The following is a 12,184-nucleotide window of genomic DNA, read 5'->3' as shown; positions in this document are numbered from 1 at the left end:
AACTTACCCCTTCAATTCCTTGTTCAGTTGAAAGAGGACGAACCTGGTATAGCCGAGGTTCGCCTTACTGTCCAGAACCGCAACGTGGTAGGTTTCGGTCCTGTAAAAGAGCCTCACCAAGATAAAGTACTTGGTGGTGCTCATAAGTATCTCCTTGGGAACTCCGGCGGAAAGGCCCCCGAGGGCCCTGTAAATTTCAAGGTAGTTTTCAACTATCGGCTTAACCTTAGAAACCACCTGCTCAAGGGGAATACCCTCGGCAACGGAGTCGAGAACCTCTCCGGAGAACTTTAAAGCGGCATACCCCTTAAGGTAGGGGATATCCTTTTTGGCCTTCTGGGCAACAGCTCCCATAGCTCCTCCCTATTCGTTTAACCACCTCGCCGCCTCAAGGGCGTGGTAGGTGAGAATCAGGTCGGCTCCCGCCCTCTTCATAGAGGTAAGGGTTTCGAGCACTACCCGCTTTTCGTCTATCCAGCCCTTAAGGGCCGCAGCCTTCACCATAGAGTACTCGCCGCTAACGTTGTAGGCGGCAGTCGGGTACTTAAAGGTCTCCTTAACGGCCCTGATAACGTCAAGGTAGGCAAGGGCGGGCTTTACCATAACTATGTCGGCACCCTCTTGAATGTCGAGGGCCACCTCTCTCAGGGCCTCGTTGAAGTTTGCAGGGTCCATCTGGTAGGAGCGCCTGTCGCCGAAAGCGGGGGTGGACTCTGCGGCATCCCTGAAGGGTCCGTAGTATGCAGAGGCGTACTTGGCGGCGTAAGACATAATCGGAATGTCTGTAAAGCCTGCAGCATCGAGGGCTTCCCTGATTGCCGCAATCATACCGTCCATCATTCCCGAGGGGGCCACCATATCGGCCCCGGCCTGGGCGTGGGAAACCACCTGCTTCTTCAGGAGCTCGAGGGTTCTGTCGTTATCAACGTCACACACCTCTCCGTGGCACTCAAGGTAGCCGCAGTGGCCGTGGCTTGTGTACTCACAGAAGCAGACGTCGGTAATAAGGTAGAGCTTCGAACCCTCCCCCTTTATTTTTCTCAGAGCCCTCTGGATTATGCCCTCCTCGGAGTAGGAGTCCGTTCCGAGCTCGTCCTTGTGGGAGGGAATTCCAAAGAGGATTACCGCCGGAATACCCGCCTTCTCAACCTCCTCAACCATTTCGGGAAGCCTGTCCACAGAGTAGCGGAACTGGCCGGGCATAGAGGGAATCTCCTCTTTCTTATTCTCACCGTCTACAACGAATATCGGGTATATAAAGTCGTTGGGGGTGAGAACGGTCTCCCTGACCATACGCCTTACGTTTTCGTTTTTCCTCAAACGCCTGAGTCTCAGCTGGGGGAACCTCCCGGTTAACATAAGAGCCCTCCTGAGCGGAAATTTCACCTGTCAGTAAAGTATAAACCAGCTACATCTTTTAAAGCAGCATCAACCTATCGTCCAGGTCGTCGTTTTCACGTAAGCTCTCCAGTGCCTTTATAACTTCGTCGGGAATCCTGTCTTTAACCGCGGCCCTCTCTACCTCCTCAAGGAAATACTGGGCAAAGTCGGGCTCCAAGTTCCAGGGGCCGAACTCCAAAAGCAGGTTCGCCAAACGAACCAACCCTTCAGACCTGCTCCCCTTGAAAACCCGCACGGCTTCCAGGTAGTAGTTGAAAAGCCCGATGCTCAGAGCCATATTCTCTTCAAGTTCCTCCCTGATTTGTCTCTCAATCTTTCCAAGAACTTCAGAAGCGTGAAGAGACTTAAAAACGGCCCTCTCAACAATATCAAACTCCCCATCCAGCTCCTTGTCTAAACACTCTTCCAGCTCTTTGGCCAGTAGTTCCTCCTTTCCGGTTACCGGAAGCTCCACAAAAGCAGCCTCGCTCCTTCCCTCAAACTTCAGGCTACAGGCCCACTTTACGTAGCTGTAGTCCACCACCACCGGTAGGCTTAAACGGCCCAAGGCGAGCTCGCGGCTCAAAGCGGCATTTACCTTACTTATAACCTCATCAACTCTTCTTGCCCCAAGGTAACAGTCTCTATTTAAGCGGAAGGCCTCTTCGGCAACGGCCTTGTAAGCATCAGGCTCAACTTTAACGAAAAGGTCCCCCATAAAGCCGGCAAAGTCCTTTAAACGGGCTATCTGCTCAAGCTCTTCAAGCCCCAACTCGTTGAACTTAACGGTAACGTTCAACCTTCCTCTAAATTCGGGGAAAAAGTCGTCGGGAGAGGTCTGGGAGAAGGCCCCCGCAAAAATGAAGGTCAGGTGGGAGGTGTCCATAGTCTTAACCTCTCTTTCCGTTTCACCGGTTACAACCGTCCCTTCAACCATTGTAAGCAGGAAGTTCTGAAGCCAGGTGTAGAAGCTGTTTTCAGATTCCTGTATGAGGATTTTGTCTATCTCGTCTATGAAAACTATCCCGAAAGGTTTATGGGAGAACTGCCTTTTCTCAACCTTGCCGGAACACCCATCTAAAAGGGGTGTAAGTTTCTTCATGCCCTCGAATTTACGGGCAAGCTGCTCAAGAAGCGATTTAAGCCTATCCCTGTGCTTGGGGTTTTTAAAACTGTACTTCGACAAGAGGAACTCAACAACGCGGTCCTTTTCGAAAAAGAGCATAGAGGCAAAGAGCTCAGCAGTCACCTTTAGGTAAAAGAGGAGGGAGTCTCTCCCTTTACCCCTTTTAAGGAGCTCTTCCTTTAAGTTTTTAAGCAGGTAAACAGCACCGCAGTACTTCCGCCGCTTCTCCTCCAAAACCTCCGCTGCTCGATAGGCACCTTTTTGGAGAACCCGGTCAAAGTCTTCTAAGACTATACTCTGAGGGTCCCTACCCTTGTACCCGGTTAAGGTGTAATCGGTAATGTTGACTCTAACGAAGGGGAGGTCAAGGAGCTCGGAGATTCTCCTTGCCAGCTCAGTTTTACCGCTGCCTGTAGGCCCCACCAGGAGGATGTTGTTCTTGGCCGTTTTTCGGGAGTTGCCAGAGAGGTAACTCTCCAGGTTCTCGCATATGGCCGTAACAACTTTCTTGACTCCTTCATCTTGGCCCACAAGCTCTTTTGAAATCTCGGCAGATATAATGTCTGAAGCTAAAGTCAGGAATTTAAAAGCCATTTCCACCTCCTTTCAAATCGGTTTGAGCTTAATCTGTGGCCCCAGGGAGAAGCCGGCAGTCTCGCCGCCTTCCCGCTAAACCCTTTATTGGAAATTCTATAAGTATTTGGAGAAAGAGAGAAACTCTCGTTATAGTTTGAACTAACAGGAAATAGCATATATTTAGATTGCGAAATACATTCGCAATCTAAAACAAAAATTCGGAGAAGGCTATGAGAATCAATGATTTAAAGGAAACATCGCAGGCGCCCAGCACGCTGAACCTGTCTAAACAGTTCATCTACAACATCTTTTGGCTGTCGGGCAGAGAAAGGGAGAAAAGCGGGAGGATATCCCTCAGCTACTACCGCGGAAATAAGAACCTGAAAACCACAATCACGGTAAAGGGCAATCCCGTCCCCTTTTGGGGAGACGCAAAGGTCCTTTTGGCACTGATGTTTCTGGCCCAAACCACAGAAAGCCCGGAGGTAAGAGTAAGCTACTTGAAGCTCCTTAAGTTGTTGGGGAGGGGAAGCTCCAGGGAGTCTTATAGCTCCCTAAAAGAGTCTTTAAAAGTTCTTAAAAACACTTCCGTCCACGTTGAGGTGGAGCTTCAAAGCAAGTTCAGAGACGAAATCTTCTCCTTCTCTACGGCCTACTCCCTAATAGACGAAGTCTGCTGGCCAAAGGAGAGAACGTCGCCCCTGGTTGTGAAGCTCAACGAAGAGTTTCTGAACAAGAGCCTGGGAGAAAGCTTTTCCGTTCCGATTCACGCCCTTATGGACTCTAAAGTAAAAGGGTTCTACCTCAAACTCTTACTTTTGGGGTTTTACTTCTTCCAAAACAACAACCACTTTCTCAACATAGGGTACGTAGAAAGGGGTGGCATTTTAGATGAGAACTTCTGCTACAAGTGGTTTAAGGAGAAGATAACTTTCCAAAGGCTGAAAAAGGCCGTTAACGCTTTAAACGGCATGAAGGAGCTTCCCTACCAAATCAAAATAACAAAGGGGAAAAGAGAGGGGAGGAACAAAACTTTAATTTTCCATAAGGCCGGGAACAGAGAGGAGCGGCCTTGAAAAGGGTGCATATTTTAATAGAGTCAACAGTTTACGGGAGAGGAAATGGGAAAACCAGAAGTTCTCGCACCGGCGGGAAGCCTTGAAAAGCTGAAGTTTGCGGTAGATTTCGGGGCAGACGCCGTTTACTTGGGGGGGAAGCTCTTTAACCTGAGGGCAAAGGCGGCCAACTTCACCCTGGAGGAGATGGCAGAAGCCATAGACTACGCCCACAAAAGGGGCGTTAAAGTGTACGTTACCCTCAACGCGTTCGTCAGGAACGGCGATTTTCCGGCAGTAGAGGAGTTTGTAAAAGAGGTAAGGCAGCTCAAACCCGACGCCTTCATAGTATCCGACCCGGGCGTTATAACAACGGTAAAGGAGCTGGCCCCGGAAGTTGAGCTCCACCTTTCCACACAGGCCAACGTTACAAACTACAGGGCGGTGAACTTCTACCGCTCTGCAGGCGTCAGCAGGGTGGTTCTTGCCCGTGAGCTCTCAATAGAAGAGATAAGGGAGATAAAAGAGCGGGTTCCAGACGTTGAGCTTGAAGTGTTCGTCCACGGGGCAATGTGTATGGCCTACTCGGGCAGGTGTCTGCTGTCTAACTACCTCTCCTACAGGGAGAGCAACAAGGGAGCGTGCTCCCAGAGCTGCCGGTGGAAGTTCTACCTGGTTGAGGAGACAAGACCCGGAGAGTTCATGCCGATAGAGGAAGACCAGCACGGCACCTACATTTTAAACTCCAAGGACCTGTGCGCACTCCCGCTGCTCGAGGAGCTAATAGAGGCGGGTGTCGATTCCCTTAAGATAGAGGGGAGGGTAAAGAGCGCCTACTACGTTGCAGTTACAACAAGCGTTTACAGAAGGGCAGTAGACCTTCTGACGGAAAACAGGGAAGCCTTCTACAGAGAGCTTCCCAAACTTATGGCAGAGCTCGAGAAGGTGAGCCATAGGCCCTACACAACCGGATTCCTCAAAGGGGAAAACGGCTCCCTTCAGCACTACGAAACGAGCTCCTACATAAGGAACTACAAGTTCCTCGGCATCTATAGAGATGGAGTGTGGCAGGTGAGGAACCCCATCCGGGTAGGCCAAGAGGTTGAGCTATTCCTGCCAACGGCCGAGAGCTTCAAAGCCAAAGTAACGGCCATAGAAGTGGAGAAAAAGGGCCGGATAATAAGGGCCGAGGAGGCCCACCCGAACCAGAGGGCAAAAATCCGGTTCGACAAAGAGGTTCCGGTTACGGAGAGAACCATTCTACGGAGGGAAGAGGCCCCCGTTGGGGCCGGAGTTTAACCCCTCCAGCCCCAACCCCAGTCTCTACCCCTTCCGCAGCCGCCTCTTCCTCTGCCGAATCCCCTCTCCGGCTGGCCGCCCCTAAAGCGCCAACCCCAGCCGCGGCCGCCCCTGCACCAACCGCCCTGAGCGTCGGCCCTTACAACGTTTTCGCTGCCGCACTTGGGGCACTTCACCATCCAGCGGGGCTTACCGAAGGGCTCCTCAAACTCGTAGCCGCAGTCGAGACACTGAAACTTCCTCTTGGGAAGGGCTTCCATACCGCACCTCCGAATAGGTTCTAAGAAGAAATTTAGGTTATACTAACTAATAGGGCAACCATTTGATTGATGTATCAATTTAGAATTTTTAATCTTGTATTAAATAAACATTCATAATCCGTTGCGATAGAAATTTAAAATCTGTTATATTGGTTCTTGGAGGGGCAAAAGGGGGGCTATTTAAGAGTAGCCACCGAGGGGGCGGGGATGGAGCGGGAGAAGAAGTACAAAGTGGGGAGGAGGTACTACGGAGTCGGCAGGAGCGCCCTCGACGGCATCCAGAGGTGCGAGTCGAGGCTGCGGAGAATAGAGCAGCAGGTTAAGGAGATAGAGAGGGAGCTTCTGTCAAATCAGCAGAAGCTCAAAAAGGTAATAGAGAAAGTAGAGGCCGCACTGAAGATGCTGGAGCCCGCAGGGCTCCGGAACTACGAAAGCAGACGGGATAAGTCGTCGAAGAAAGACGGGTAGGAGGTGGAAACGGAGTCTACTTCATCTATAACAACCGGCTCTTCGGTAATTAAGGAGGCAACCGCAAGGGTCATGGCTATCCGGTGGTCTCCGAAGGAGGAGACGGTGCCGCCCTTTAAGGGCGTTTTACCCCTTATCACCATGCCGTCGGGGAGCTCCTCAACGCAAGCGCCGATGGCGTTTAAGTTCTCAACGGTGCTCTTTATCCGGTCGCTCTCTTTCACCCTCAGCTCTGCGGCGTCTCTTATTACAGTCTCCCCCTCGGCCTGAGTCGCAAGGAGGGCTATAACGGGAAGCTCGTCTATAAGGCGGGGAATCTCCTCACCCTCTATCACGGTGGCCTTAAGGTGGGGGGTGAACCTTACCAGCAGGTCTCCCACCTCTTCACCGGAAACGGAGCGCCTGTTTAAAACGGTAATATCTGCCCCCATTCGGCTTGCAACGTCGAGAATTCCGGTTCTGGTGGGGTTGAGGATTACGCTCTTAAGGAGCACCTCAGAGCCGGGGGTTATAAGGGCTCCCACTATGAAGAAGGCCGCAGAGGAGATATCGGCGGGAACGTCTATCTCGAGGTCGGCAGCAAGCTCTCGGTTCTTACCGAGCCTAACGGTAAGGCCGTTTTCTTCAACGTCTACGCCGAAAGCCCTGAGCATCCTCTCGGTGTGGTCGCGGCTCTTGGCAGGCTCGGTTACCTCAACGGTTTCGTCGGTAAAGAGGCCCGCAAGGAGTATAGAGGACTTCACCTGGGCAGAAGCCTTGGGGCTCTTGTAGGATATCCCTCTCAACTTCTCCTTGCCGATAATCGTAAGGGGAGGGTACTTACCCCCTTCCCTTCCGTAGATTTGGGCCCCCATCATCCTCAAGGGAACGGCAACCCTGTCCATAGGCCTGCGCCTGAGGTACCTGTCGCCTGTGAGAACGGAGTAGAAAGGCTGGCCGGCAAGTATTCCGGCCATCAGCCTTATGGAAGTTCCGGAGTTCCCGAGGTCTATAACGTTAAAGGGCTCTTTAAGGCTCCTTTTACCCTTTCCCTTAATGATAAGTTCGGTGCCGGTATCTGTTACGTCGGCGCCGAGCTCCACAAAGGCTTTCAGGGTGTTCAGGCAGTCTTCAGAGCGGAGGAAGTGCTTTACAACAACCTCTCCCCTGTTGAGGCTGCCGAGCATAATGCAGCGGTGGGAGATGGATTTATCGGAAGGGACCCGAAGCTCCCCTTTAAGCTTTTTGCCCTTAAAGTGCAGCGTAACCATTAACGCCTCCTCTCAAGGTATGCAACGGCGTTGAGAGAGTCCAGGTAGTGCTCTATTCCTCGGGCTATACCCCTTGCAATTTCGTCTTGGTACCAGGGCTCAACAAGGCGCTTCCTGTCAAGGGGGTTGGTGATGAAGCCAGACTCTATAAGAACCGCCGGTCTGCCCGGCGTTTTAAGGACAACTATGTTGCGGCGCATGTCCTTTATGCCGTTTATGAGCTCGTCGTTAACGTGGGCCTTCAGGCTCTCCACTATCGCCCTTGCGAGTTTTGCACTCTCGGCGAAAGTAACGGTTGTGGAGAGGTTTATAAGGAGGGGGCTTATGCTCCAACACATGGTATCACTACACATCCTAACGTTCTTGGCAACCTTCCTGGCCATCTGTTGGGCCTTTGCAAAGAGCGCAGGAGAGGCCTTAAACACGGTAACGCCGCTCCAGTTGGGGTAGTTGGGCATAGAGTCGGCGTGGATGCTGACGAAGGCGTCGGCACACACCTTTGCGGCAATTTCGGCCCGCTTTAGAAGGGGGACGTAAACGTCCCTCGTTCTGGTCATAACAACCTTTATGTTGGGGTTGCGGCTCAAGTACTTCCTAACCTTCAGGGCTATGGCAAGAGTTATCCACTTCTCCTCTATCCTTGGGTGCTTTGAGCCAATCGGCCAAACGGCCCCGGGGTCCTTTCCGCCGTGGCCCGGGTCTATAACCACTATCCGCTGGGGCACCTTCCTAACGGCACACTCTATGGGGAGGTAGTCGGGGAAAACGTCTATAACTACCCTGAAGGGCCGCCTTCCGCAGGGCCTCAGGCCGAATATTTTGAACTTGTGGGGCTCCCGCATTACCACTTTTACACGGGCCTTCGTGTGGGTAACCGGAATGACCTCAACTTCCCTCACAAGGGGGCTGCGCCTTAAAAGACGGGCCATGCGGCGGGAAGCTCCCACTCCCTTAAAGGTTAGCCAGAGAGTATTGCCGGAGAAGTGCTCCTTTATCCAGCTCCTCTCTACTTTTCCGGTGCAATCAAGGACTATACGGGTTCTCTCCCTGGTTGCAGAGTAGCGAACCCTCAGTATTACCGGTCTGCTCCTTGCAACCGCCTCACCTACAAGGAGGAGCGGCGATGTCAGCAGGAGCTTCAAAGCTTCCCTTCTTCCCAGCATGGCAGGCTCTCTCTTTGCCGTTTCCTGAAGTTTAAATAATAACTTAATCTGGAAGCGCTTGCTTTACCTTTTACGTAAGGTTAATAATTAAAGTAGCAAGTAATGTAAAAAGCTTTTTTAAGGAGGGAGCGATGGTCATCCAGGTAGAGCCGAGGGAGGTGGACTACGACGCACTTGCCCTCAGGGTATTCCTGAAGGCCCTTGAGATACTCGGCGGACCGAGGAAGCTGTTTGAGTATAGAAACCTCACCTGGGTTCCGAGCCTCATAGAGGCCTCTTATGCAGTGGTTCTGAGGGAAGAGGCGATGAAAACCGAAGACGAAATCGCCGAGTTCCTCGGACTGACCAAGCAGACCGTTAGGAACATGCTCTCTGCCGACCCGGAGCTGGTTATGAAGAAGCTCCAAGGGGAGCTTGAGAGCAAGGAGATAAAGGTCCACACGGCAGGAGGGCTTGCAAAACTCGCCTACAGGGAAGTTAAAAGGGGTAACGACTACGTTGCCTTTGTTGCCTCCGTGTGCGAAGACTACGTTAAGAAGCACATGGAGACGGCAGAGACCTGCCCCGACGTTAACCTGGTGTGGCCCGTTCTGGTTCTGAAGGCCATCAAAGGGCTCGACTTCCCCGTAGATGAAGGGCTGAAAGAGGAGCTGAAGGAGCGGCTGAAGGGTATTAAGATTAAAGGAGTTGAAGCCGGCGAGCTTCTGGATAGGATAAAATACCCGATTGACAGCCCGGCCGAGCTCCTGCACAAACTGGCCGAGGCTGCAAAGGCCAACCAGTAAAGAGAGCATCTGATGCCGGTTAGAGCAGATGAAAACAAGCTTAAAAGCTTTATCGCAGACAGGTTGGGACTCCCGCTACAACTGCTCCAGGGGAAAGAATGGGAGAAGGAGCTCATAGAGAAGAAGATTGTTTCGGAGGAGAAGCTCCTCTCCCTCCTTTCCGAGTTCTTCGGCGTTCCCTACGTAGACCTAAGGAAAGTGGAAATCCCGCCGGACGTTGTAAAAATCGTTCCGAGGGTAACCGCAGAGAAACAGCTCATACTCCCCTTTGAAAAGAGGGGGCCGATTCTCCGGCTTGCAATGGCAGACCCCTCCGACGTCCAAACGAGGGAGCGGATAAGGTTCACCACCGGCTTCAAGATACAGCCTTTCGTTGCCCTCCCCTTCAGGATAAAGGAGAAACTGGAGGAGGTTTACGGAAAGGCCGAGGAGGAGTTCTTCTCGAGGCTCAAAAGCGAGATAATGAAAGAGAGCTCCTCTAAGGAGGAGACCCTTGAAGAGGTTCAGATATCCCAGCAAGTTCTGTCGCTGGACGACCTGAAGAGCCTCGCCTCACAAACCCCGATTGTAAAGCTGGTAAACGCAGTTATACTCGAAGCCCTCAAGAAGGGCGCAAGCGACATCCACATAGAGCCCTTTGAGAAGGAGCTTCGAATCCGCTACCGTATAGACGGCGTCCTCCACGTTGTAGCCAAGTACCAGCCCGACATAAAAGACGCCGTAGTGGCGAGAATCAAAGTCCTGAGCGGACTCGACATAGCAGAGAAGCGCCTGCCCCAAGACGGCCGAATGAGGGCCCGCTTCCAGGGCAGAGACATAGACTTCAGGGTCTCAACGGTTCCCACCGTTTACGGTGAGAAAGTTGTTCTAAGGATACTGGACAAAGGGGCCCTGAAGCTGAACTTAGAGGAGCTGGGCTTTGAAGAGAGGGAGTACAACCTCCTAAAAAAAGCGATACACTCGCCCTACGGCATGGTTTTAGTAACCGGCCCCACGGGCTCCGGTAAAACCACAACCCTCTACTCGTCGCTCCTCGAGGTGAACAAACCGGAAGTCAACATAATGACCGTAGAGGACCCGGTTGAGTACAACCTCTACGGCATAAACCAGGTTCAGGTGAACCCGGAAATAGGCCTCACGTTCGCAAGGGCACTGAGGGCCTTTCTCCGGCAAGACCCAGACATCATAATGGTCGGAGAAATCAGGGACACCGAAACCGCCGAAATTGCAGTTGAGGCCGCCCTTACAGGTCACCTGGTTCTCTCGACCCTTCACACAAACGACGCCCCGAGCACCGTAACAAGGCTCGTAGATATGGGAATAGAGCCGTTCCTCGTTTCATCCTCGGTAATTCTCGTAATCGCCCAGAGGCTTGCGAGGAAAATCTGCCCCTACTGCAAGGAGGAGTTTAAGTACCCTAAAGAGGTACTCGAAGAGGTGGGCTTCACGCCCGAGGAGATAGAGAAGATAAAAACCTACAAGGGCAAGGGGTGCGAAAAGTGTGACTACACCGGCTACAAAGGCAGGGTGGCCCTTTACGAGGTAATGGAGCTCGTTCCTGAAATCAGAGACGCAATAGTAAAGGGAGAAAACGCAGACAGAATAAGAGAGATAGCCAAAAAGTACGGAATGAGGACCCTAAGGGAAATCGGCAAAATTAAAATTGCCAAGGGCGTTACAACACCCGAAGAAGTTCTGAGGGTAACGAGGAGCTACTGATGAAAGGTCTTGTGGGAAAGAGGAAGCTGCTGAGGATTTTCATAAGCCTCGACGATAAGTTCAAGGGTAAACCGCTGTGGGAGTATATCCTCCGTATGGTAAAGGAGGAAGGGCTTGCCGGTGCCACCGTTTTCAAGGCGGCTGCAGGCATAGGAGCCCACTCGGAGCTGAGAACCTTTACCGTGTGGAGGCTGGCTCAGGACCTTCCCGTGGTAATAGAGATAATAGACTCCGAGGAGAAGATAAAACCCTTCCTTGAGAAGCTCGACCAGGTTATAGAGGAGGGACTCGTTGTCCTTGAAGATGTAGAGGTTATCTCCTACAGACACAGGAAAGGGGAGTAAGATGCTGCTGGGAACCGTAAAGCTGGGAGAGATTCCGAGGGTAATCGTAGCCCTGAACGGTAAAAACCTCAAAGAGAACCTTGAAAGGGCCAGGCGGCTCAGAATAGACCTTGTAGAGGCAAGGCTCGACCTGCTCGAGGAGGTAAAGCCGGAAACGGTAAGGGAGTTCCTCGATACCGTTGCAGACTACGGCTTTTACGCAGTAACAACCTTAAGGCCGGTGTGGGAAGGGGGAAGGTTTGAAGGGAGCGAGGAGGAGAGGCTCAAGCTCCTTGAACTTGCGGTAAACCACCCGGCAACCGCCGCCGTAGACGTGGAGCTACGCTCTAAGCTGACAGAGCCGGTGAGGCAAATCACAAAAGAGGCCGGCAAGAAGCTCATAGTCTCCTACCACGACTTTGAGAAAACGCCCAGAGAGGAAGAGATAGAGGAGCTGTTTAAAGCGTGCTTAAAAAAACAGGCCGACATAGTTAAGCTCGCCTTCGCGGGCAAAACCCACGCAGACGCGGCGAGGGTATGCTGCACGCTCTCGAAGTTTAAGGAGCCCAAGGTGTTTATGGTTATGGGGGAAGCGGGGAAGTTCACCCGAGTTGTGGGCTTTAGCTTCGGCTCACTGCTCACCTACACCTTTTTCGGCAGGCCCGTTGCCCCGGGCCAGATAGAGGCGGAGGAGCTGGTAAGGCTCATATCGGACTTCTACCCCGACTACGCAAAAGAGAAGCTGAAGCTCCAAGCGGAGCCGGTGATATAATCTCAGCC

General features: G+C 52.3%; 13 protein-coding genes. 7 read left to right on the top strand and 6 right to left on the bottom strand.

Translation table 11 applies throughout. From position 1 onward, the window contains the following. Positions 1-3: 3 nt before the first annotated feature. Genes THEAM_RS02670 through THEAM_RS02660 form a run of 3 tightly spaced genes read right to left on the bottom strand, consistent with a single transcriptional unit; the run spans position 4 to position 3,100 of the window. Positions 4-354: a hypothetical protein gene (locus THEAM_RS02670; RefSeq protein ID WP_013537279.1), complete on the bottom strand. Its 351-nt coding sequence runs from the start codon at positions 352-354 to the stop codon at positions 4-6. A gap of 9 nt (positions 355-363) precedes the next feature. Then, positions 364-1,359, bottom strand: a complete 996-nt coding sequence (gene hemB / locus THEAM_RS02665; protein ID WP_013537278.1) for a porphobilinogen synthase — start codon at positions 1,357-1,359, stop codon at positions 364-366. Positions 1,360-1,417: 58 nt separating this feature from the next. Beyond that, positions 1,418-3,100 (bottom strand): AAA family ATPase, encoded by a 1,683-nt coding sequence (locus tag THEAM_RS02660; protein ID WP_013537277.1) that lies wholly within the window; start codon positions 3,098-3,100, stop codon positions 1,418-1,420. Between the two features lie 212 nt (positions 3,101-3,312). On the opposite strand from THEAM_RS02660, the gene THEAM_RS02655 reads away from it, so the two are divergent. Beyond that, on the top strand, positions 3,313-4,158 hold the full coding sequence (locus THEAM_RS02655) for a replication initiator protein A (protein WP_013537276.1): 846 nt from the start codon (positions 3,313-3,315) through the stop codon (positions 4,156-4,158). Positions 4,159-4,203: 45 nt separating this feature from the next. Further along, positions 4,204-5,436, top strand: coding sequence for a peptidase U32 family protein (locus tag THEAM_RS02650; protein WP_013537275.1), 1,233 nt, complete (start codon positions 4,204-4,206; stop codon positions 5,434-5,436). On the opposite strand, the gene THEAM_RS02645 is transcribed toward THEAM_RS02650, so the two are convergent. After that, entirely contained in the window at positions 5,433-5,696 is a 264-nt protein-coding gene (locus THEAM_RS02645; RefSeq protein ID WP_013537274.1) for a hypothetical protein, read from the bottom strand. The genes THEAM_RS02650 and THEAM_RS02645 overlap by 4 nt on opposite strands. Before the next feature lie 207 nt (positions 5,697-5,903). On the opposite strand from THEAM_RS02645, the gene THEAM_RS02640 reads away from it, so the two are divergent. Then, positions 5,904-6,164 (top strand): hypothetical protein, encoded by a 261-nt coding sequence (locus THEAM_RS02640; RefSeq protein ID WP_013537273.1) that lies wholly within the window; start codon positions 5,904-5,906, stop codon positions 6,162-6,164. Here the strand turns inward: THEAM_RS02640 and aroA are convergent. Both aroA and THEAM_RS02630 read right to left on the bottom strand, forming a co-directional pair. Further along, positions 6,122-7,414, bottom strand: a complete 1,293-nt coding sequence (aroA, locus tag THEAM_RS02635; protein ID WP_013537272.1) for a 3-phosphoshikimate 1-carboxyvinyltransferase — start codon at positions 7,412-7,414, stop codon at positions 6,122-6,124. The genes THEAM_RS02640 and aroA overlap by 43 nt on opposite strands. Beyond that, entirely contained in the window at positions 7,414-8,577 is a 1,164-nt protein-coding gene (locus tag THEAM_RS02630; protein ID WP_013537271.1) for an N-acetylmuramoyl-L-alanine amidase family protein, read from the bottom strand. The genes aroA and THEAM_RS02630 overlap by 1 nt, the downstream gene beginning before the upstream one ends. 131 nt (positions 8,578-8,708) lie before the next feature. On the opposite strand from THEAM_RS02630, the gene THEAM_RS02625 reads away from it, so the two are divergent. From THEAM_RS02625 to aroD, 4 genes are read left to right on the top strand one after another with little or no spacing between them, the layout of a single operon-like run. Continuing rightward, a complete protein-coding gene (locus THEAM_RS02625) occupies positions 8,709-9,362 on the top strand; it encodes a hypothetical protein (RefSeq protein ID WP_013537270.1) in 654 nt (217 codons plus the stop codon). 12 nt (positions 9,363-9,374) lie between these two features. After that, positions 9,375-11,081 (top strand): type IV-A pilus assembly ATPase PilB, encoded by a 1,707-nt coding sequence (pilB, locus tag THEAM_RS02620; RefSeq protein WP_013537269.1) that lies wholly within the window; start codon positions 9,375-9,377, stop codon positions 11,079-11,081. Then, positions 11,081-11,425, top strand: a complete 345-nt coding sequence (locus THEAM_RS02615; protein WP_013537268.1) for a DUF190 domain-containing protein — start codon at positions 11,081-11,083, stop codon at positions 11,423-11,425. Before pilB ends, THEAM_RS02615 begins: the two co-directional genes overlap by 1 nt. A 1-nt stretch (position 11,426) precedes the next feature. Continuing rightward, complete coding sequence (gene aroD, locus THEAM_RS02610; protein WP_013537267.1) at positions 11,427-12,176, top strand: type I 3-dehydroquinate dehydratase; 750 nt, start codon at positions 11,427-11,429, stop codon at positions 12,174-12,176. Positions 12,177-12,184: the final 8 nt, after the last annotated feature.

The organism is Thermovibrio ammonificans HB-1, from assembly GCF_000185805.1.
GTDB classification, from domain to species: domain Bacteria; phylum Aquificota; class Aquificia; order Desulfurobacteriales; family Desulfurobacteriaceae; genus Thermovibrio; species Thermovibrio ammonificans.
Note: the sequence above shows the minus strand (reverse complement) of the source record. Positions and strands in the feature narration are given on the sequence as shown.

Excerpts from the sequence above, each read along its gene's own strand:
- THEAM_RS02670 (WP_013537279.1), bottom strand. The coding sequence starts at position 354 with ATGGGAGCTGTTGCCCAGAAGGCCAAAAAGGATATCCCCTACCTTAAG.
- hemB (WP_013537278.1), bottom strand. The coding sequence starts at position 1,359 with ATGTTAACCGGGAGGTTCCCCCAGCTGAGACTCAGGCGTTTGAGGAAA.
- THEAM_RS02660 (WP_013537277.1), bottom strand. The coding sequence starts at position 3,100 with ATGGCTTTTAAATTCCTGACTTTAGCTTCAGACATTATATCTGCCGAG.
- THEAM_RS02655 (WP_013537276.1), top strand. The coding sequence starts at position 3,313 with ATGAGAATCAATGATTTAAAGGAAACATCGCAGGCGCCCAGCACGCTG.
- THEAM_RS02650 (WP_013537275.1), top strand. The coding sequence starts at position 4,204 with ATGGGAAAACCAGAAGTTCTCGCACCGGCGGGAAGCCTTGAAAAGCTG.
- THEAM_RS02645 (WP_013537274.1), bottom strand. The coding sequence starts at position 5,696 with ATGGAAGCCCTTCCCAAGAGGAAGTTTCAGTGTCTCGACTGCGGCTAC.
- THEAM_RS02640 (WP_013537273.1), top strand. The coding sequence starts at position 5,904 with ATGGAGCGGGAGAAGAAGTACAAAGTGGGGAGGAGGTACTACGGAGTC.
- aroA (WP_013537272.1), bottom strand. The coding sequence starts at position 7,414 with ATGGTTACGCTGCACTTTAAGGGCAAAAAGCTTAAAGGGGAGCTTCGG.
- THEAM_RS02630 (WP_013537271.1), bottom strand. The coding sequence starts at position 8,577 with ATGCTGGGAAGAAGGGAAGCTTTGAAGCTCCTGCTGACATCGCCGCTC.
- THEAM_RS02625 (WP_013537270.1), top strand. The coding sequence starts at position 8,709 with ATGGTCATCCAGGTAGAGCCGAGGGAGGTGGACTACGACGCACTTGCC.
- pilB (WP_013537269.1), top strand. The coding sequence starts at position 9,375 with ATGCCGGTTAGAGCAGATGAAAACAAGCTTAAAAGCTTTATCGCAGAC.
- THEAM_RS02615 (WP_013537268.1), top strand. The coding sequence starts at position 11,081 with ATGAAAGGTCTTGTGGGAAAGAGGAAGCTGCTGAGGATTTTCATAAGC.
- aroD (WP_013537267.1), top strand. The coding sequence starts at position 11,427 with ATGCTGCTGGGAACCGTAAAGCTGGGAGAGATTCCGAGGGTAATCGTA.